Here is a 20,681-nt window from a genome sequence, read left to right on the forward strand (position 1 = left end):
ACGACTACTCTCACACCAACAAACACCAGGTGTTGCAACCACCACGTGAATCCGCCGCTCCTTGAGGGAATCAGATTCCCTCAAGGAGCCCTTCACGGACTTCGATCCGGCCCTGCGAAGCGTCAGCCGATCGCCGAGGTCAGCGGCGCGTAGTAGCCGCCCCGCTGCCCGGCGGCAGTCGGGTGGTACGACTCGTCCACCGGCCAGGTCAAGCTGTGCAGATAGTCGCTGGCCGCCGAGCAGATGTTGTGCCCGACGAACGCCTGGCGGACGTCCACGAACTTCCCGCCGGCGGCGGAAACCCGGGACGAAATCACCGAAGCGAGCGTGTCCGCGCCGGAGTTGATCGCCGACCGCTTCGTGTCGCTCAGCCCGACGCTGCACGAACCGGGCACGGTGTAGAAGCGCGGATAGGACAGCACCACCAGCTGCGCCCCCGGGGCCTTGCTCCTGGCCGCCGAGTACACCTTGTCCAGCAGCCCGGGCAGGGTGTTCTGGACGTAGGTCTTGGCGGTGTTGACCCGGTCCACGCAGGTCTGGTCGCTTCCCAGCGTGCAGGTCTTGATCACGTCGGTGAACCCGGCGTCGTTGCCGCCGACGGTGAGCGTGATCAAGGTGGCGTCGGACGGCATCGAGCTGATCTGGGTCAGCACGTCGCTGGTCTTCGCGCCCGAGCAGGCGAGGAAGGTGAAGTTGGTGCCGGAGTGGGCGTTGGCCCACAGCTGGCCGTATGCGTTGGCGCTGCGTTTGCAGCTGCCGGAATCTCCGTAGCTCCCGGCGCCCACCCCGGAGGAGTAGGAGTCGCCGAGCGCGACGTAGTTTTGCGACGCAGCGCTCGCACCGGTGGCGAAGCCGAGCGAGGCAGCGAGAGCGACCCCCAGGGCCGCGCACATCCGAAAGATGCGTCGTGATGGTTGACGGGTGTTTGCAGCCATAGGTCACTCCTGTCGTGACAGCTTGACGCGGTAAAGCTTTACCAGGTGCAATCCCCACGAGACACCCCTGAAATCCGGGTGCGTCCACTTGGCTCAAGCAGGAAGTAGGACCGGAAGTTAGCGCTCGCTAACCGCGGGACCTACTATGTGCGGATGTCGGCGAATTCCCTCCCACTGGTGAACGGCGCGAAGCCGAACAGACGGGAACAGATCCTCTCCGCCGCCGCCGAGCTGTTCGCCCACCACGGTTTCCACGGCGTCGGCATCGACGACATCGGCGCGGCCGTCGGCATCTCCGGTCCCGCGCTGTACCGGCATTTCCGCAGCAAGGACGCGATCCTCGGGGAAATGCTGAACTCGATCAGCCACTACCTGCTCGAAGGCGGCACCGCGCGCGCCGAGGCGGGCGGCTCCCCGGACGAGCTGCTGGCCGCGCTCGTGCGGTTCCACGTCGACTTCGCGCTCGAGCATCCGGCGCTCATCACCGTGCAGGAGCGCAATCTCGCGAACCTCACCGACAGTGACCGGAAACAGGTGCGCGCGCTCCAGCGGCAGTACGTCGAGGTGTGGGTGCGGGCGATTCGCGAAGCTGTGCCCGGCCTCGGCGAACGCCAGGCGCGGTCGGCGGCACACGCCGTGTTCGGCTTGATCAACTCGACGCCCTACAACCGCCATCTCGGTGACGGCGCGCTCGCCGATCTGCTGTGCCGTCTCGCGCTGGGTGCGCTGTCCGCGGCGGGCTGAGGCCGCGATCCGGGGTATCCCGCCGGCCGCCGGTCTGGTGTTTGATAGGCACGTGACCGCGGACCGGAGCGAAGGCGAGCAGCGTCTCGTCGAGAAGGCACAGCGCGCGCTCGTCGCCATCAGCCTTGGCGAGGACACGGAGGCGCTGGAAGAGGTCACGCCCTCGTCCGACGAGCCAGGCGAACGCGACGAGGAAACCAAAGAGCTGATGCTGCTGCTCTTCGGCGAGTGCAGCGCGATGGTCTCCACGCTCGGCGACGGCGGCACCGCTCCGGTCAAGGTGCAGGTTTTCGACGAAGCGGGCGAAGAGGTTTCGATCGACCAGGCCGACCCGCCGGTCCGCACCGCCGTCCGCACGCTGCTCGCCGAGGTGCACGGCAATACCGCCGCCGCGCGCGAGCAGGTCGAGATCGCGTTGGCCAGCGCCGCCCCGAACGAGGTGGACAGCCTTTTGCTGCAGGCGCTGCGCTGGACCATCCGGCTGTCGGTCGAGTGTCTCGAACGGGATCTGCCGGTGGCCGGCTGGATCTCCGACGCCGTCGCGGGCTGAGCGTTTCCCCTTTCCCCCGGTCGCGTGGCCGGGGTGCTTCGTGCTGGGCTGGACACGACGGTTAACGAGCACTAACATCTCCGACGGAGTTAACGACCGCTAACGTCTCGACGGAGAGCCATGGACACGCCGGTATTGCGCAGTTCCGCGGATCCCAGCAGCGACACCTTCGCCCGCAGCGTCACCTCGCACGGAGAACTGGTCGAGGATCTGCACAAGCGGCTCGCCGCCGCCCGGCTCGGCGGGCCGGAGAAGTCGCGCGCCCGCCATGTGGAACGCGGCAAGCTGCTGCCCCGGGACCGGGTGGACACGCTGCTCGACCCCGGATCCCCGTTCCTCGAGCTTTCGCCGCTCGCCGCTAACGGGCTGTACGACGACGAGGCCCCGTCGGCGGGCATCATCACCGGGATCGGGCGGGTGTCCGGCCGCGAATGCGTGATCGTGGCCAACGACGCCACGGTCAAGGGCGGCACGTACTACCCGATGACGGTGAAGAAGCATCTGCGGGCGCAGGAAGTCGCCCTGCACAACAACCTGCCGTGCATTTACCTGGTCGACTCGGGCGGCGCGTTCCTGCCGCGCCAGGACGAGGTCTTCCCGGACCGCGAGCACTTCGGCCGGATCTTCTACAACCAGGCCACCATGTCCGCGCGCGGGATCCCGCAGATCGCCGCGGTGCTCGGCTCGTGCACCGCGGGCGGCGCGTACGTCCCGGCGATGAGCGACGAAGCGGTCATCGTGCGCAATCAGGGCACGATTTTCCTGGGCGGCCCGCCGCTCGTGAAGGCCGCGACCGGCGAGGTCGTCACGGCGGAGGAACTGGGCGGCGGCGACGTGCACGCCCGCCAGTCCGGCGTCACCGACCACCTCGCGGACGACGACGCGCACGCGTTGCGCATCGTCCGCGACATCGTCTCCACGCTCGGCCCGCGCCCGCCGCGGCCGTGGGACGTCCAGGCGATCGAGCCGCCGGCAGTGGACGAACGCGAGTTGTACGGCGTGGTGCCGACGGATTCGCGCACCCCGTACGACGTGCGCGAGGTCATCGCCCGCATCGTCGACGGCAGCCGGTTCGCGGAGTTCAAGAAGGAATACGGCTCGACGCTCGTCACCGGCTTCGCGCACATCCACGGCCACCCGGTCGGCATCATCGCGAACAACGGCGTGCTGTTCGCCGAGTCCGCGATGAAGGGCGCGCACTTCATCGAGCTGTGCGACCGGCGTTCGATCCCGTTGGTGTTCCTGCAGAACATCACCGGCTTCATGGTCGGCCGCGCGTACGAGGCGGGCGGCATCGCCAAGCACGGCGCGAAAATGGTCACCGCGGTGGCCTGCGCGCGGGTGCCGAAGTTCACCGTGATCATCGGCGGTTCCTTCGGCGCGGGCAACTACTCCATGTGCGGCCGGGCGTATTCGCCGCGGTTCCTGTGGATGTGGCCGAACGCGCGGATTTCCGTGATGGGCGGCGAGCAGGCGGCGTCGGTGCTGTCGACGGTCCGCCGAGACGCGATCGAGGGCCGCGGCGGCGAATGGTCCACTGAGGACGAAGAGGCCTTCAAGGACCCGATCCGCGAGCAGTACGAGCAACAGGGCAGCCCGTACTACTCCACGGCGCGGCTGTGGGACGACGGCGTGATCGACCCGGCGGACACCCGCACGGTGCTCGGCCTCGCGCTGTCGGCCGCGGCCAACGCCCCCTTGCCCGAAGTCAACTACGGCGTCTTCCGGATGTGATGAGGGTGTTCGAGACTGTTCTGGTCGCCAACCGCGGCGAGATCGCGGTTCGCGTAATCCGGTCGCTGCGGGCGCTCGGGATCCGTTCGGTCGCGGTGTACAGCGACGCGGACGCCGATGCCCGGCATGTCCGCGAGGCCGACACCGCGGTGCGCCTCGGCCCGGCCGAAGCGGCGAAGAGCTATCTGTCGATCCCAGCGATTGTCGCCGCGGCAACGGAAACCGGCGCGCAGGCGGTGCACCCCGGGTACGGCTTCCTCGCCGAGAACACCGCGTTCGCCAAGGCGTGCGCGGAGGCCGGGCTGGTGTTCATCGGCCCGCCGCCGGAAGCGATCGACAAGATGGGCGACAAGATCCGGGCGAAGGCCACGGTGTCCGCGGCCGGCGTGCCGGTGGTACCCGGCGCGTCCGATGTGGACATTCCGGAAGGCGGTTTCGCCGAAGCGGCCGCAAAGGTCGGCTATCCGCTGCTGCTGAAGCCGTCCGCCGGCGGTGGCGGCAAGGGCATGCGCCTCGTGCACGAAGAGTCCGAACTGGCCGCCGCGGTCGAGTCCGCGCGCCGGGAGGCGAAGAGTTCGTTCGGCGACGACACGCTGCTGATGGAGCGGTTCGTCACCACGCCGCGGCACATCGAGATCCAGGTGCTGGCCGACACTCACGGCACTGTGCTGCACCTCGGCGAGCGCGAGTGCAGCCTGCAGCGGCGGCACCAGAAGATCATCGAGGAAGCGCCGTCGGTGCTGCTGGACGAGGCCACCCGGGCGAAAATGGGCGCGGCGGCCGCGGAAGCGGCGCGGTCGGTCGGGTACGTCGGCGCGGGCACCGTCGAGTTCATCATGTCCGCGCACAACCCGGACGAGTTCTTCTTCATGGAGATGAACACCCGGCTGCAGGTCGAGCACCCGGTCACGGAAATGGTGACCGGCCTCGACCTGGTGTCCTGGCAGGTGCGGGTGGCGGCAGGGGAGCCGCTCGGGCTGACGCAGGACGACGTGCGCCTCGACGGGCACGCGATCGAGGCCCGGGTGTACGCCGAGGACCCGGCGCGCGGGTTCATCCCGACCGGCGGCACGGTGCTGGCCGTGCACGAGCCCTCCGGCGACGGCGTGCGGGTGGACTCGTGGATGTCGGTCGGCGCGGTGGTCGGCTCCAACTACGACCCGATGTTGGCGAAGATCATCGCGCACGGCCCGGACCGCGCGTCGGCGCTGCAGAAGCTGGACCGCGCGCTGGCCGACACCGCGTTGCTCGGGCTCGGCACGAACATCGCGTTCCTGCGCGGCCTGCTCGCCGACGAGGACGTCCGCGCCGGACGGCTGGACACCGAACTGGTGGACCGGCGACTGTCCGAATTGGTCTCCTCGGACGTTCCGCCGGAGTTCTTCGTCGCCGCGGCCATGGACCGGCTGCTCTCGCTGCAGCCGACCGGCGCGATCGTGGACCCGTGGGACATCCCGAACGGATGGCGGCTCAGCGGCCCCGGCGGGATCACTTTCCGGCTGCGGACTGGGGAAAACCAGGCCGTGGTGCGGGTCGAGGGCACTCCGTCGGACGCTTCGGTGCGGGTGGACGACGCCGAACCGGTGCGGGTGTCCGCTCGCCGGGAGGGCGATCTGCTCGAGGTGCGCCGCGCGAACGGCGTGGAGCGGTATCGCTGCGCGGACGGTCCACAACGGACAGTGTGGCTGGCCCGCGAAGGCAAGTCGTTCGCGTTCGCCGACCAGGAAGTGACGCTGTCCGCGCGCGGCGAGGCGGCGGGCGCTGGTCCGGTGAAGAGCCCGATGCCGGGAACGGTGCTGGTGGTGAAGGCCGCCGAAGGCGACGTGGTGAGCGCGGGGACGCCGCTGCTGGTCGTCGAGGCGATGAAGATGGAGCACACCGTGACCGCGCCGATCGACGGTGTGGTGACTGAGCTTTCGGTGCGGGTGGGCCAGCAGGTCGCGCTCGACGAGACGCTGGCCGTGGTGAGCGCAGCAGAGGAGAAGCAGTGATCGACTTCCGGCTGGACGAGGAATACGAATCGCTTCGCAAGACGGTCGAGGACTTCGCGCAGGCGGAGGTCGCTCCGGTGATCGGGCCGCTGTACGAGAGGGAAGAATTCCCGTACGAGCTGGTCGCCAAGATGGGCGAGATGGGCCTGTTCGGCCTGCCGTTCCCGGAGGAATTCGGCGGCATGGGCGGGGACTACTTCGCGCTCTGCCTCGCGCTGGAGGAGCTGGCCCGGGTCGATTCCTCGGTCGCGATCACGCTGGAGGCGGGGGTTTCGCTCGGCGCGATGCCCATCTACCGCTTCGGCACCCAGGAGCAGAAGGAAACCTGGCTGCCCATGCTGACCACGGCCGAGGCGCTCGGCGGATTCGGCCTCACCGAGCCCGGCGGCGGCTCCGACGCCGGCGCCACCCGCACGCGCGCCCGGCTCGACGGCGACGAGTGGGTGATCAACGGCAGCAAGGCGTTCATCACCAACTCCGGCACCGACATCACGAAGCTGGTCACCGTCACCGCGGTCACCGACGTGATGGAGAACGGCCGCAAGGAGATCTCGGCGATCATCGTCCCGTCCGGCACGCCGGGCTTCGCGGTGGCCCCCAAGTACTCGAAGGTCGGCTGGAACTGCTCGGACACGCATGAGCTGTCCTTTTCCGACGTCCGGGTGCCTGCGGAGAACCTGGTCGGCAAGCGGGGCCGCGGCTATGCCCAGTTCCTGTCCATTTTGGACGAAGGCCGGGTGGCGATCGCCGCGCTGAGCGTGGGTCTCGCGCAGGGTTGCGTGGACGAATGCCTGAAGTACGCGAAGGACCGCGTCGCGTTCGGCCACCGGATCGGCGAGTACCAGGCGATCCAGTTCAAGATCGCGGACATGGAGGTGCGCGCGCACACCGCCCGGCTGGCGTACTACCAGGCGGCGTCGAAGATGCTGCGCGGCGAGCCGTTCAAGAAGGAAGCGTCGATCGCGAAACTGGTGGCGTCGAACGCGGCGATGGACAACGCCCGCGACGCCACGCAGATCTTCGGCGGATACGGCTTCATGAACGAGTTCCCGGTCAGCCGCTTCTACCGCGACGCGAAGATCCTGGAAATCGGCGAGGGCACCAGCGAGGTTCAGCGGATGCTCATCGCGCGCCACCTCGGGGTCGGCGCCTGAGACCCAGCGCCGCCGGGGCGTCCGGGCGGAGTCCCGGCGGCGCTGCTTCACCGTCCGGCCTGGGGTCGCTGCCGACGCCGTCGGCTCGCGGCTGCTTGAGCACTCGACGAACGAGGTGAAACGACGGGGGGTCGACGTAGACCTGCCGCGCTGCTACGAAAGCCAGGGCTTCAAGGCGACCGAGCAGTTCACCGTCGACGGCTGGCTCGGCCAGGTCCCCGAACAGCGGGTTGGGGGATAGCGGCCGGTCCGGATCCGGAGGACGATATTGGCTAAGTGTCAATAGACCGAGGAGTCCGCCATGGCCAGGCAGTCGCTCTCCGGAAAGGTCGTTGTCGTCACCGGCGGCGCGCAGGGCATCGGGGCGGCCACCGCCGCCGCGCTGCACCGGCGCGGCGCCCGGCTCGTGCTGGGCGATCTCGACCGGGTCCGGGCCGAGAAAACCGCGGGCGAGCTGGGGCCGGACGTGGTCGCGTCGCCGCTCGACGTCACCGACACGGCCGGCTTCACCGCGTTCCTGGACGACGTCGAACGCACCATCGGGCCGCTCGACGTGCTGATCAACAACGCCGGCATCATGCCGCTTTCGCCGCTGGACGAGGAGGACGACGCGGCCACCCGGCGGATGCTGGAGATCAACGTGCACGCCGTCGTGCACGGCACGCGCGAGGCGGTCAAACGGATGAAGCCGCGCGGGCGCGGGCACATCGTGAACGTGGCGTCGATGGCCGGAAAGTCCGGATTCCCCGGAGCGGCTACGTACTGCGCCACGAAACACGCCGTGGTCGGGCTGTCCGAGGCGGTGCGGCTGGAACTGCGCGGCACCGGCGTCGAGGTGTCGTGCGTGATGCCCGCGGTGGTGCGCACGGAACTCGCGTCCGGGCTGGGCGAGGCGAGGTTCATCAAGTCGGTGGGGCCGGACGACGTCGCGGCGGCGATCGTGGACGCGGTCGAGCGGCCGAAGTTCGACGTGTTCGTCCCGAAATCGCTCGACCTGACCGGCCGGATCACCCGGCTGTTCCCGCGCGCGTTCGGCGAATGGCTGGTGCGCGCGCTCGGCGGCGACCAGCTGCTGGCGTCGGCGGCGCATTCGCCGGAGCGGGCCGAGTACGAGGGCCGGGCGGCCCGGAGCGCGCCGTCGGCCGTCCCGCCTGGTGGGAGCGTCTGAGGCGGACGTGCGCTTGCCGGGTGCTTGCGGGAGTGGCGTGTTGATGCCGCGCCCGCGCGGCGGCAAGATGCCCGGCAACGACGAGTTCCAGGAGGCGCGAGATGGTTTCCCCACCAGCCCGGTTGGCTGCCGCGGCGGCCAATGTCGTGGGCAAGGTGTTCCAGGGTGGGGTCGCCGATCTGCGGCCGATGCCGAGGGTCTTGATCGACCAGGGGCCCAACCGGTCGGTGTACCGGATGACGCACGGCGCGTCCGAGACCTCGGGCCCGCCGGTGCTGCTGGTGCCGCCGCTGGCCGCGCCCGCGCTGTGCTTCGACCTGCGCCGCGGCTGCAGCCTCATCGAGCACCTGGTCGAGGGCGGGCGGCCGACCTACCTCGTGGACTACGGCATGGTCGCGTTCTCCGACCGCCGCCTCGGCATCGAGCACTGGATCGACGAGGTGCTGCCGAGGGCGATCCGGAAGGTCAGCGAGGACGCCGGCGGACAGGGCGTGCACCTGGTGTCGTGGTCGCTCGGCGGGATCTTCTCCATGCTGGTCAGCGCGGACCAGCCGGACCTCCCGATCGAATCGATCACCGCGGTCGGCTCGCCGGTCGACTTCACCGCGATCCCGATCGTCGCGCCGTTCCGCCCGCTCGTGGACCTCACCGGCGGGCATCTGCTGACCCCGGTGTACCGCGTGTTCGGCGGCGCACCGTCCTATTTGGTCACCCGGGTGTTCCGCGCCACAGGGATCTCCAAGGAGATCACCAAACCGCTGGCGATCCTGAAGAACCTCGACGACCGCGACTACCTCGCGCAGATCGAGGCGGTGGACCACTTCATGGACAACATGTACGCCTATCCCGGGCGGACGTTCGGCCAGCTGTATCACCGCTTGTTCCGGACCAACGACCTCGCCGAGGGAACCGTCGACCTGAACGGGCGCAAGATCAGCCTGTCCGACGTGAAGAAGCCGATGCTGGTGGTGGCGGGCGAAAACGACACCATCGCGCCGCGAGCGTCGGTGGAGCGCGTGGTGCAGCTGCTGGAGAACGCCCCGGAGGTCCGCTTCCGCACCGCGCCCGGCGGGCACCTCGGCGTGCTGACCGGACGCCGCGCCCGGGGCACGACCTGGCGGTACCTGGACGAGTTCCTGGACGACCGGGCCGGCTGAGGAGCGGCGGACCGGGCAGCTCTTGCCCGTGCGACACCGGGAAAAACCGGCGGTACCGTGGGCCGGTGATCGCTGCATACGTGACGTCGCTCGGCGACAGTTCCGAGATCAAGGTCGGTCAGCTCCCGGACCCCGAGCCGGGCCCGCGCGAAGTGCTGGTGAAAGTGTCCGCGGTGACGGTGAACCACGTCGACACCTTCATCCGATCGGGCGCTTATCCCACGGCGCTTTCGTATCCGTTCGTCATCGGCCGCGATCTGGTGGGCACTGTTGTCTCCTCGCCAGCAGACCGTTTCGCGCCCGGCGACCGCGTGTGGTGCAACAGCCTCGGCCACGACGGCCGGCAAGGCTCCTTTGCCGAATACTGTGCGGTGCCCGAGGAGCGGCTTTATCCGTTGCCGGATGGGGTTTCCGACGACGCGGTGGCGGTCCTGCACACCGCGGCCACCGCGTATCTGGGCCTCTTCGAACACGCTGGCGCCGGATACGGCGAGACGATCGCGGTGTTCGGCGCGGGCGGCGGAGTCGGCAGCGCGGTCGTCCAACTTGCTTCGACCGCCGGCCTGCGCGTGCTCGCGACCGCCCGCGCCGAGGACGCGGAATGGTGCCGGGAATGCGGTGCCGACGAGGTTTTCGACTATTCCGATCCCGACCTTTACCGCAAGCTCCCGCCGGTGGATCTGTGGTGGGACAACTCCGGAAAACACGATCTGGTGTCGGCGGTGCCGCTGCTGTCCCGCGGCGGCCGCATCGTGGCGATGGCCGGAATGCAGTCGGCCCCGACGCTGCCGATCGGCGAGTTGTACACGCGCGACGCCAGCATCCGCGGGTTCGCCATCAGCAACGCCGGGGTCACCGCGCTGGGTTCCGCTGCCCGCGTCATCAACCGGGCGTTGACCACCGGAATCCTTCGCCCTCGGATCGGGGTTCGCCTGCCTCTCTCCGAAGCCGCCGAGGCGCACCGGTTGCAGGAATCCGGCGAAGCGCGAGGACGGATCGTGCTGACGGTTTAAGCCACCGTGAGGACGAGCTTGCCCTGAAGATGCCCGCCGTCGAGCAGCCGATGTGCGTCGACGATGCGCTCGAACGGGAACGTCTCTTGCACGTGGACCCGAAGCTTGCGCTGCTCCACGAGGGCGACCAGCCCGCGCAGGCCAACCGGATCGGGGTCGACCGCGATGCCGCTGAACCGCATCCCGGCCGCCTCGAACTTGGCGATCAGCTCGGTGTCTTCGTCTGCGACGGCCGTCACCAGCTGCCCGCCGGGACGGAGAACTCCGAGCGACCGTTCGGCGACGTCGCCGCCGAGAGTGTCGAGCACAACGTCGATGTCGCGGACCGCTTCGGCGAAGTCGACCTTCCGGTAGTCGATGACCTCGTCGGCACCGAGCCCCTCGACGAACTTCCGTTTGCTCTCGCCCGCGGTCGTGATCACCTGCGCGCCAAGGGCTTTCGCGAGCTGGATCGCGACGTGCCCGACCCCGCCGCCACCGCCGTGGATCAGCACGCGACTGCCCGCGGTGACGCCGCCGAGGTCCACCAGCCCCTGCCACGCCGTCAACCCGACCACTGGCAACGCCGCTGCCTCGACGTGCGAAAGCTGCTTCGGTTTGCGGATCAGGTGCAGCGCCGGAGCGGCCACCACCTCGGCATACGCGTTGGCCGCGCGGGGAAACAGCGGCATGCCGAACACTTCGTCGCCCGGCCGGAACCGCCAGGTCAACGCCTCCTCGACCACGCCGCTGACGTCCCAGCCGAGCACGAACGGCGGCTGGCCGAGCAACGGAAACTCGCCCTCGCGCAGCCGCGCTTCCAACGGATTGAGCCCGATCGCCTTGACGCGCACGAGGACTTCGGTCGGCACTGCCCGGGGCTCCGGCGCTTCCACGATCGTGAGCACTTCGGGGCCGCCGAGCTTCTCCTGGGTGATGACTCGCATGACTCTCCTGGTTTCTGGAGGGGTACGAAAACCAGGCTAGGATTCCGATAGGTACCAGCGGGTACCTTGGATTCCATGAGCGACTACGGTCCCGGCGGGGTCTTTCTCTCCGATTGCCCGGCACGCTTGGCAGTCGAGGTGATCGCCGACAAGTGGACAGTGGTCGTGCTCGCCGGCCTCAGCAAGGGCCCGGTCCGGCACGGCGACCTGGTCGCGCTGATCGGTGGCATCTCTCGGAAAGTGCTCACCCAGACGCTGCGGCGGCTGGAGGCGCATGGACTCGTCCGCCGCCAGGCCTATGCCGAGGCGCCGCCGCGCGTCGAGTACGAGCTGACCCCGCTGGGAGCGACGCTGATCGAGCCGATCCACACCCTGACGGAGTGGGCACGGGCGAACGGGGACGCGGTTCTGGACGCGCTGGATTCCGCCGCGCAGAACGGCGACGACAAACTGCAACGGCAGGCGGTCGATCACGCTGGAGCTCAGGAGTAATTGCACCGGAAGGTCACTGAGGTCGAGGCGCGGGGATTCGCGCTGATCCGTCGGGAAGCAGCGACCGGACTAACAGGACCGCTCGGCCCGCCTCGGCGAAGCGGGCCGAGCGGTCTCGATCACTTCAGCTCAGCGCTCGTCTTCCCGAGAATCCGGCGAGCCACGATCAGCTGCTGAATCTGCTGCGTCCCCTCGAAGATGTCCAGGATCTTCGCATCCCGGGACCACTTCTCGAGCAGCGATTCCTCGGTGTACCCGTACGCCCCGGCAAGTTCGACGCACTTCAACGTCACGTCGACCACCGTGCGGCCCGCCTTCGCCTTCGCCATCGAGGCCTGCAGCGAGTTCGGCTGGCGGTTGTCCGCCATCCACGCCGACTCCAGCGTCAGCAGGTACGCCGCCTCGTAGTCCGCTTCCAGTTGCAGGAACGTCGCGGCCGCCGCGTGTTGCGTCAATGCTGGGCGGTCGTAGTCGATGACCACTCCGGCTTCGGTCAGGATGCGGCGGGTTTCGTCCAGCGCGGCGCGGGCGACGCCGATCGCCATCGCGGCCACCAGCGGGCGGGTGTTGTCGAAGGTCTGCATGACCCCGGCGAAACCCTTGGCCGTGTCGATGTCCGGCGTGCCGAGGAGGTTTTCGGCGGGGACGCGGCAGTTCTCGAAGCGCAGCACGGCGGTGTCGGACGCGCGGATGCCCAGTTTGTGTTCCACGCGCACGACCTCGAAGCCGGGCGTGCCCTTCTCCACCACGAACGATTTGATCGCGGCGCGCCCCTTCGTGCGGTCGAGCGTCGCCCAGACCACGACGGCGTCGGCGCGCTGGCCGGACGTCACGAAGATCTTCTCGCCGTTCAGGATGTAGTCGTCGCCGTCCTTGGTGGCCGTCGTGGTGATGGCCGCCGAGTCCGAACCGCAGCCGGGTTCGGTGATCGCCATCGCGGCCCACAGGCCCTTGAACCGCTCGAGTTGCTCGTCGGTCGCCACCGAACTGATCGCGGCGTTGCCCAGGCCCTGCCGCGGCATGGACAGCAGCAGGCCCACGTCGCCCCAGCACATTTCGATCGTGCCGAGCACCACGTTCAGGTTGGCGCCATTGCGATTGCCCTTGGGACCGTCGTCGTCCTTTTCGGACCGGCGCACGCCAGCCGCGCCCGCGCCGCCCTCGCCGGAGGAGTTCAGGCCGTCCAGCAGCGCGGCGAACATGTCCAATTCGGACGGATAGGTGTGCTCTGCGCGGTCGTACTTGCGCGAGATCGGCCGGAACACCTCGGCCGCGGCCTGGTACGCCTGGTTGATCAGCGCGCCGGCCTTCTTCGGAGCTTCCAGGTTGATCATGGGGGGTGCCTTTCGGAGGGTGGTCGTGAGTGGCGATGCCGGTTAGAACCGGCGTAAACACTCACGAGTCAGAGGAGGACGGCGCCTTCCATCACGCCGATCGCCCGCAGGTCGCGGTACCAGCGCTCCACCGGGTGCTCCTTCACGAACCCGTGCCCGCCCAGCAACTGCACGCCGGCGTTGCCGATCTGCATGCCCTTTTCCGTCGCGAGCTTGCGGGCGAGCGCCGCTTCCCGCGCGTATTCCTTGCCCTGTTCGGCCCGGGCCGCCGCGCGCAGCGTGACCAGGCGCAGGCCCTCCAGTTCGATCGCGATGTCCGCCACCGAGAACGCGACCGCCTGCCGGTGGCTGATCGGCTCGCCGAACGCGGTGCGCTCGTTCACGTACGGCACCACGTAATCCAGCACGGCCTTGCCGACGCCCGCGGCGAGCGCCGCCCAGCCCAGCCGGGAAAGCCGGACCACCTCGGTGAAAACGTCCGCCTTGCCGCCGCCGAGCAGCGCGCCCGCGGGCAGCGAAACCTTCTCCAGGTGCAGCTTTCCGGTGGCCGCGCCGCGCAGGCCCATCGCGGGCTCGGACTCGATCGTCACGCCCGCGTTGGACGATTCCACCAGGAACAGCGCCGGGCCGCGGCCTTCCAGATCGGCCGAGACGAGGAACAGCTCGGCCTCCGCCGCGCGCGGGACGAGCGACTTCACCCCATCGAGCTGGTAGCCCTTCGGAGTGCGCTTCGCCTTGGTGGCGGGCTTGAACGGGTCGAACAACGGCGTCCGCTCCAGCAGCGCGAGCGCCGCGGCGGGCACCTGCTCGCCGGTGAACGCGGGCACGTAGTCGGCCTGCTGCTGCTCGTCGCCCCACGCGACCAGCGCGGTACTGACCGCCGACGGGGCCAGCACGGCCACCGCCAGTCCGAGGTCTCCGTGCGCGAGCGCCTCGGCGACCAGCGCGTTCGTCACGACCGAACGCTCGGTGCCCGCACCGCCCAGCTCTTCCGGAATCCCGACCAGGCTGACGCCCAGCTCCGCCGCGCGGCTCAGCAAGCCTTCCGGCGCGGCGAGCTTCTCGTCGGCGTCGGCGGCGGCCGGACGCAGCTGTTCGGCGGCGAACTCGCTGACCGTCTCGACGATGAGCTTCTGGTCCTCGTCCGGCGTCAGGTCGAACAGCCCGCGGTCGTCCGGTTTCGCCAGCCGGGCCGGTTTGCCCAGCCGCTGGACCGAGGTGAACGACCGGGTCGCCGCCCCCGCCGCGCGGAAACCGTTGCGGGTCCCGGCTTTGACCAGGTTCTGCACCGGCCCGCGCAGCCCGACCCGGTCGATCGCCTTGCTCCCGGCCAACCGGGTGAGCGCGGCCAGGCCCAGGCCCATCGCGTCTCGTTTCCTTGGCGCAGCCATGCAGCATCTCCCTCGCGTTACCTACTCACGAGTAGGTTAGCGTGGCGATCCGGAATCCGCCAGTGCGGCCCGGCTCACTCGACGACCGGCCGCCGGGCCAGCGAAGTGCGTTCGAAGGCGATGAGCAGCAGGACCGAGGCCGTGACGATCAGCAGCAGCAAGGCCGCGGGCACGTGCGCGAGGAGCGGCGTGAACGCGAGCAGCACCGCCGCGAGCACGAGCCGCTGCCGGTTCCAGCTGCCGAGGTTGCGCCGGCGCAGCGAGCTGAGCGCCACCAGATACAGCGCGAGCCCGCCGGTCAGGGCCCACAGCGCGACGCCGTGCAGCGGCGCCGCGGGGTTGCCGTGCAGGGTCGGGAACGTCCTCTTCAATCCCAGCGCGACCAGCACGATGCCGGCGATCAGCGGCAGGTGCAGATAGGTGTAGGAATCGGTGGCGATCTTGGTCCGCGCGATGCCTTCGGCTCGGGCCAGCCTGCTCTCGGCGACGTGCGCGACCAGGTCGAAGTACGTCCACCACATCCCGGCCGAGAGCGCGATCCCGCAGATCGCCGACCCGGCGACCAGCCGGGTGATCGGCACGTGCCCGATCCCGATGCCGATCGCCACGATCGATTCGCCCAGCGCGATGATCACGATCAGTCCGAAGCGTTCGGCGAAGTGCGCGGGCGAGTGCAGCCGCCAGCCCGCGGGGCCGGACAGGTAGACGTTGAGGTAGTCCACCGCCAGCGCGACCACCCAGAGCGCGGGCTGCCACGGTCCGCCCACGACGGCGGCGACGGCCAGCAAGGCCAGGCTCGGCAGCAGTCCGCGCAGCATTTTCAGCAGCACCAGGCGCAATTCGGCATCATGCCGCGCGGCCCCGAGATAGGCGACGATGTGCAGCACCCGCACGACCGCGTAACAGGCGACGAACAGCAGCGGACCGTCGAGCCCGCCCGGTTCGTTGGTGAGCGCCTGCGGCACCGCGAGCGCGACGAGGAACATCACCGCCATCGCGCCGAACATCGCCAGCCGCGCGATGCCGTGGTCGACGTGGATCATGGTGCCGAGCCACGCGTAACTGCACCAGCACCACCACAGCACCATCAGCACCAGCAGTCCCTCGCCGACGCCGAGCAGGCCCAGCCGCCCGGCCATCAGCTCGGTGGTCTGCGTGATGGCGTAGACGAAGACCAGGTCGAAGAACAGCTCAAGGGTCGTGACGCGGTGGCCTTCGTCCGCGCGAACCAGATGCAACCGTCTCGTGGGCACGGCAGATGTTTACCCGGCCGAGGGGATCGGCGGGGCCAGTTTCGCGGAGAGCGTTCAGCTGAGCCCGAGGACCGCGTGCAGCACCGCCGTCAGCTCGGTCTCCAGATGCGGCCTGTTCTTGATCCGCCCGGTCCGGCTGAGGTCGTTCGCGATCGTCAGCGCGGCATGCACCCGGATCTTCGCCTCGCGCGGCGGCAGGTCCGGAAACACCGCGCACAGCAAGGAAACCCACTGGTCGACGTAGTCGCGCTGGACGCGGCGCAGATCGGCTTTGTCGCGTTCTGGCATGGTCACCCGATCCGCGGTGAAGGACACCAGCAGCTCGGGCGTGCGCAGCAGGATGTGCACGTACGACGCGGCGAGCCGGCGGAGCGCGGATCGTTCGTCCGGAGCCCGCAGTGCCTGTTCGGCGGCCAGCGCGAGCCGGTCGGCCGCCCGGTGTCCGATCGCGACCATCAGCGCGGCCTTGCTGGGGAAGTGCCGGTACACGCTGGGTCCGGCGATGCCCGCCGCCGCGCCGATGTCCTCCATGCTGACGGTGTGGAAACCGCGTTCGGCGAACAGGCCGGTCGCGGCGGTCAGCACCTGCTCGCGGCGGGACGGCGTGCCGAGGCTGCTCGTGACCGGCGGCGCGGGCTCTTCCGGAACGGGAAGCGTGATGTCGAGCACGGTCAGCGCCAGCTCGACCAGCAGCGACACGAAGCGTTTCCGCGCCACCGTCGTGTGGTGCACCGCGACGCTGCCGAACACGGACAGCGCGGCCCAGCACAACAGCTCGGCGTCGTCCGCGGACAGCTCGGGACGCAGGGTGAGCAGGGCTTTCGTCCACGCGTCGAGCACCGCGCCGGACCGGCGGCGGATCTCCCGGCGCTGCTCGCGCGGCAGATGCGGGCCTTCCCACCGCCACAGCGCGGCGATCTCCCGGCGCTCGACCGCCTGTGTCGCGAGGCCGGTGAGCAGGGCGTTCAGCTGCTCCGGAGGCGGTGCGGAATCGGCGAGGGCGGCCGCGGTGGCCGACTCCATGTCGTCGATCCCGGCGAGCACGACGTAGGCCAGGATCGCCTGCTTGTCGGCGAAATGCCGGTACAGCGCGGGGCCGGTGACGCCCGCCGAAGCCGCGATGTCGTTGATCCCGACGCCGTGGAACCCCCGCGCGCGGAACAGCTCGGCCGCGACGGCGGCAAGCTGGGCCTTGCGGTCGCGAGGCCGCGAGCCGCGAGCGGAAGACGTACTCATGGTGAACTGACCATAGCGCGTATCGGAACTAGAGCAACCCATTGACACCATGGGGTTCTCCGGGCTTATGTTAATGGCCATTAGCACCTACCGGCCGGTATAGTCGGCCGCGAGATACACCGCAGTGTCCAACCATGCCGCTTCGCGGAGGAGTGTTCAGTGAGTAGCGAGGCCTACATCTACGAGGCGTTGCGCACGCCCCGGGGCAAGAACAAGGGCGGTGCCCTGCACGGCACCAAGCCGGTCGACCTGGTGGTCGGCCTCATCCAGGAGCTGAAGGTCCGCCACCCGAACCTCGATCCGCAGGCGATCGACGACATCGTGCTCGGCGTCGTGTCCCCGGTGGGCGAGCAGGGCGCGGACATCGCGCGCACCGCCGCGCTCGTCGCGGGCCTGCCGCAGACCGTCGCGGGCGTGCAGCTCAACCGGTTCTGCGCGTCCGGTCTCGAGGCCACGAACGTCGCGGCGCAGAAGGTCCGCTCCGGCTGGGACCAGCTGATCATCGCGGGCGGCGTGGAGTCGATGTCGCGCGTGCCGATGGGTTCCGACGGCGGCGCGCTGTTCATGGACCCGGCCACCGCCTACGACCACTACATCGCCCCGCAGGGCATCGGCGCGGACCTGATCGCGACGATCGAGGGCTTCTCCCGCGAGGACGTCGACGCGTTCGCGGTCCGCTCGCAGGAGAAGGCCGAGGCGGCCTGGTCCGGCGGCTACTTCGCGAAGTCCGTGGTGCCGGTGAAGGACATGAACGGCGTCACGATCCTCGACCACGACGAGCACCGCCGTCCGGGGACCACCCTGGAGGGCCTGGCGAAGCTCAAGCCGGCCTTCACCACGATCGGCGAGATGGGCGGGTTCGACGCCGTCGCGCTCCAGAAGTACCACCAGGTCGAGAAGATCGACCACGTGCACACCGGCGGCAACTCGTCCGGCATCGTCGACGGGTCGGCCATCGTCCTGATCGGCTCCGAGCAGGCGGGCAAGACCTTCGGCCTCACGCCGCGGGCGCGCATCGTCGCCACCGCCTCGATCGGGTCCGAGCCCACGATCATGCTGACCGGCCCGACGCCGGCCACCGAGAAGGTGCTGCAGACCGCGGGCCTGACCCCGGAGGACATCGACCTGTGGGAGCTCAACGAGGCGTTCGCGTCCGTCGTGCTCAAGTGGCAGAAGGACCTGCGCCTTCCGGACGAGAAGGTCAACGTCAACGGCGGCGCGATCGCCATGGGCCACCCGCTCGGCGCCACCGGCGCGATGCTGGTCGGCACCGTGGTCGACGAGCTGGAACGCCGCCAGGCGCGCCGCGCGCTGGTGACCCTGTGCATCGGCGGCGGCATGGGTGTCGCGACCATCATCGAGCGGGTGTGAGGACCGAGATGACCGAGAGCAAGACCATCCGTTGGGACAAGGACTCCGACGGCATCGTCACGCTGACCCTGGACGACCCGGACCAGTCGGCCAACACGATGAACCAGGCCTTCCGCGAGTCGCTCGCCGCGACCGTGGACCGGCTCGAGGCGGAGAAGGACGACATCACCGGTGTCGTGCTCACCTCAGCGAAGAAGACCTTCTTCGCCGGCGGCGACCTGCGCGACCTGATCCAGGCGAAGCCGGAGCACGCGGCCGAGATCACCGCGTCCAGCACCGCGATGAAGGGCCAGATGCGCCGGCTCGAGCAGCTCGGCAAGCCGGTCGTCTCGGCGATCAACGGCGCGGCGCTCGGCGGCGGCCTCGAACTCGCGCTGGCGACGCACCACCGCATCGCGGCCGATGTCAAGGGCAGCCAGATCGGCCTGCCCGAGGTCACCCTGGGCCTGCTGCCCGGCGGTGGCGGCGTGGTCCGCACCGTGCGGCTGCTCGGCATCCAGAGCGCGCTGCTGAACGTCCTGTTGCAGGGCCAGCGGATGAAGCCGCGCAAGGCGCTCGAAGTGGGCCTGGTGCACGAGGTCGTGGACACCGTCGAGGAGCTGGTGCCCGCCGCGAAGGCGTGGATCAAGGCCAACCCCGAGGGCGGCGTGCAGCCGTGGGACGTCAAGGGCTACAAGATCCCGGGCGGCACCCCGTCGAACCCGAGCTTCGCGGCGAACCTGCCCGCGTTCCCGGCGAACCTGCGCAAGCAGCTCAAGGGCGCGCCGATGCCCGCGCCGCGCGCGATCCTCGCCGCCGCGATCGAGGGTTCGCAGGTCGACTTCGACACCGCGATCACCGTCGAGACGCGCTACTTCGTGAGCCTGGCCATCGGGCAGGTCTCGAAGAACATGACCAAGGCGTTCTTCTTCGACCTGCAGACGATCAACTCCGGCGGTTCGCGTCCGGACGGGTTCGAGAAGTACACCGCCAAGAAGGTCGGCGTGCTCGGCGCCGGGATGATGGGCGCCGCGATCGCCTACGTGTCCGCCAAGGCGGGCATCGACGTGGTCCTCAAGGACGTTTCGCTGGAGGCGGCCGAGAAGGGCAAGGGCTACGCGGTCAAGCTCGAGGAGAAGGCGCTCTCGCGCGGCAAGACCACGCAGGAGAAGTCGGACGCGCTGCTGGCGCGGATCAAGCCGACCGCCGACCCGGCCGACTTCGCCGGCGTCGACTTCGTCATCGAGGCCGTGTTCGAGAGCGTCGAGCTGAAGCACAAGGTGTTCGGCGAGATCGAGAACATCGTCAACGCGGACGCGGTGCTGGGTTCCAACACCTCGACGCTGCCGATCACCACCCTCGCCGAGGGCGTGCAGCGGACCGAGGACTTCATCGGGATCCACTTCTTCTCGCCGGTGGACAAGATGCCGCTGGTCGAGATCATCTGCGGCGAGAAGACGTCGCCCGCCACGCTGGCGAAGGTCTTCGACTACACGCTGCAGATCCGCAAGACCCCGATCGTCGTCAACGACAGCCGCGGCTTCTTCACCTCGCGGGTCATCGGCACCTTCATCAACGAAGCGGTCGCCGCGCTGGGCGAAGGCGTCGAGCCGGCGTCGATCGAGCAGGCGGGTTCGCAGGCCGGTTACCCGGCGCCGCCGCTGCAGCTGATGGACGAGCTGACCCTGACGCTGCCGCGCAAGATCCGCGCGGAGACCCGTGCCGCGATCGAGGCCGAGGGCGGCACCTGGACGCCGCACGCGTCCGAGGCCGTCATCGACACGATGATCGACAAGTACGACCGCAAGGGCCGCAGCAGCGGCGCGGGCTTCTACGAGTACGACGAGAACGGCAAGCGCACCGGTCTGTGGCCGGGCCTGCGCGAGGCGTTCAACTCGGGTTCGGCGGACGTGCCGTTCGAGGACCTCAAGGAGCGCATGCTCTTCGCCGAAGCGCTGGAAACGGTGAAATGCTTCGACGAGGGCGTCCTGACCTCGGTCGCGGACGCCAACATCGGGTCCATCTTCGGCATCGGCTTCCCGGCCTGGACCGGTGGCGTGATCCAGTACATCAACCAGTACGAGGGCGGTCTGCAGGGCTTCGTGGACCGCGCCCGCGAGCTGGCCGCGCGCTACGGCAGCCACTTCGAGCCGCCGCAGTCGCTGGTGGAGAAGGCCGCCAAGGGCGAGATCTACGAATAGCAGGTGCGCTTGCGCCGCGGGGCCGTTCCGGGGGATTCCCCTGGGGCGGCCC

General features: G+C 69.3%; 18 protein-coding genes. 12 read left to right on the top strand and 6 right to left on the bottom strand.

What is annotated here, in order from left to right; translation table 11 throughout:
- Nucleotides 1-122: 122 nt before the first annotated feature.
- Entirely contained in the window at nt 123-893 is a 771-nt protein-coding gene (locus tag L942_RS16445) for an SGNH/GDSL hydrolase family protein (RefSeq protein ID WP_037361137.1), read from the bottom strand.
- Between the two features lie 195 nt (nt 894-1,088).
- Between L942_RS16445 and L942_RS16450 the strand changes: the two genes are divergently transcribed.
- From L942_RS16450 to L942_RS16490, 9 genes are all read left to right on the top strand, one after another.
- Nucleotides 1,089-1,679 carry an SACE_7040 family transcriptional regulator gene (locus tag L942_RS16450; RefSeq protein WP_037361267.1) on the top strand — a complete coding sequence of 197 codons (591 nt, stop codon included), beginning with the start codon at nt 1,089-1,091 and terminating at the stop codon, nt 1,677-1,679.
- A 52-nt stretch (nt 1,680-1,731) separates the two neighbouring features.
- Nucleotides 1,732-2,229: a hypothetical protein gene (locus L942_RS16455; protein WP_106964916.1), complete on the top strand. Its 498-nt coding sequence runs from the start codon at nt 1,732-1,734 to the stop codon at nt 2,227-2,229.
- A gap of 120 nt (nt 2,230-2,349) precedes the next feature.
- Nucleotides 2,350-3,963, top strand: a complete 1,614-nt coding sequence (locus L942_RS16460; protein WP_037361139.1) for a carboxyl transferase domain-containing protein — start codon at nt 2,350-2,352, stop codon at nt 3,961-3,963.
- 5 nt (nt 3,964-3,968) lie between these two features.
- On the top strand, nt 3,969-5,954 hold the full coding sequence (locus L942_RS16465; protein WP_037361271.1) for an acetyl/propionyl/methylcrotonyl-CoA carboxylase subunit alpha: 1,986 nt from the start codon (nt 3,969-3,971) through the stop codon (nt 5,952-5,954).
- Nucleotides 5,951-7,108: an acyl-CoA dehydrogenase family protein gene (locus L942_RS16470; RefSeq protein ID WP_037361141.1), complete on the top strand. Its 1,158-nt coding sequence runs from the start codon at nt 5,951-5,953 to the stop codon at nt 7,106-7,108. The genes L942_RS16465 and L942_RS16470 overlap by 4 nt, the downstream gene beginning before the upstream one ends.
- A gap of 115 nt (nt 7,109-7,223) precedes the next feature.
- Nucleotides 7,224-7,349, top strand: coding sequence for a hypothetical protein (locus L942_RS45880; RefSeq protein ID WP_268745725.1), 126 nt, complete (start codon nt 7,224-7,226; stop codon nt 7,347-7,349).
- 60 nt (nt 7,350-7,409) lie between these two features.
- Nucleotides 7,410-8,276, top strand: coding sequence for an SDR family oxidoreductase (locus tag L942_RS16480; protein ID WP_037361143.1), 867 nt, complete (start codon nt 7,410-7,412; stop codon nt 8,274-8,276).
- A 101-nt stretch (nt 8,277-8,377) separates the two neighbouring features.
- A complete protein-coding gene (locus L942_RS16485) occupies nt 8,378-9,433 on the top strand; it encodes an alpha/beta fold hydrolase (RefSeq protein ID WP_037361146.1) in 1,056 nt (351 codons plus the stop codon).
- Nucleotides 9,434-9,498: 65 nt separating this feature from the next.
- Nucleotides 9,499-10,446 (top strand): NADPH:quinone reductase, encoded by a 948-nt coding sequence (locus L942_RS16490; RefSeq protein WP_037361148.1) that lies wholly within the window; start codon nt 9,499-9,501, stop codon nt 10,444-10,446.
- Here the strand turns inward: L942_RS16490 and L942_RS16495 are convergent.
- Nucleotides 10,443-11,372 carry an NADP-dependent oxidoreductase gene (locus tag L942_RS16495; protein WP_037361151.1) on the bottom strand — a complete coding sequence of 310 codons (930 nt, stop codon included), beginning with the start codon at nt 11,370-11,372 and terminating at the stop codon, nt 10,443-10,445. The genes L942_RS16490 and L942_RS16495 overlap by 4 nt on opposite strands.
- Nucleotides 11,373-11,447: 75 nt before the next feature.
- Between L942_RS16495 and L942_RS16500 the strand changes: the two genes are divergently transcribed.
- Nucleotides 11,448-11,864 carry a winged helix-turn-helix transcriptional regulator gene (locus tag L942_RS16500; protein ID WP_051166034.1) on the top strand — a complete coding sequence of 139 codons (417 nt, stop codon included), beginning with the start codon at nt 11,448-11,450 and terminating at the stop codon, nt 11,862-11,864.
- 119 nt (nt 11,865-11,983) lie between these two features.
- On the opposite strand, the gene L942_RS16505 is transcribed toward L942_RS16500, so the two are convergent.
- From L942_RS16505 to L942_RS16520, 4 genes are all read right to left on the bottom strand, one after another.
- Nucleotides 11,984-13,198, bottom strand: a complete 1,215-nt coding sequence (locus L942_RS16505) for an acyl-CoA dehydrogenase family protein (protein WP_037361154.1) — start codon at nt 13,196-13,198, stop codon at nt 11,984-11,986.
- A gap of 68 nt (nt 13,199-13,266) precedes the next feature.
- Entirely contained in the window at nt 13,267-14,562 is a 1,296-nt protein-coding gene (locus tag L942_RS16510; RefSeq protein ID WP_037361156.1) for an acyl-CoA dehydrogenase family protein, read from the bottom strand.
- Nucleotides 14,563-14,663: 101 nt separating this feature from the next.
- Nucleotides 14,664-15,842, bottom strand: a complete 1,179-nt coding sequence (locus tag L942_RS16515) for a low temperature requirement protein A (protein ID WP_037361159.1) — start codon at nt 15,840-15,842, stop codon at nt 14,664-14,666.
- A 54-nt stretch (nt 15,843-15,896) separates the two neighbouring features.
- On the bottom strand, nt 15,897-17,078 hold the full coding sequence (locus L942_RS16520) for a TetR/AcrR family transcriptional regulator (protein WP_037361161.1): 1,182 nt from the start codon (nt 17,076-17,078) through the stop codon (nt 15,897-15,899).
- Between the two features lie 159 nt (nt 17,079-17,237).
- Here L942_RS16520 and L942_RS16525 point away from each other — a divergent pair, with 159 nt between their 5' ends.
- Both L942_RS16525 and L942_RS16530 read left to right on the top strand, forming a co-directional pair.
- Complete coding sequence (locus tag L942_RS16525) at nt 17,238-18,449, top strand: acetyl-CoA C-acetyltransferase (RefSeq protein ID WP_037361163.1); 1,212 nt, start codon at nt 17,238-17,240, stop codon at nt 18,447-18,449.
- Between the two features lie 8 nt (nt 18,450-18,457).
- Nucleotides 18,458-20,629, top strand: coding sequence for a 3-hydroxyacyl-CoA dehydrogenase NAD-binding domain-containing protein (locus L942_RS16530; RefSeq protein ID WP_037361166.1), 2,172 nt, complete (start codon nt 18,458-18,460; stop codon nt 20,627-20,629).
- Nucleotides 20,630-20,681: the final 52 nt, after the last annotated feature.

The organism is Amycolatopsis orientalis DSM 43388 (genome assembly GCF_000411975.1).
Classification (GTDB): Bacteria; Actinomycetota; Actinomycetes; order Mycobacteriales; family Pseudonocardiaceae; genus Amycolatopsis; species Amycolatopsis orientalis_D.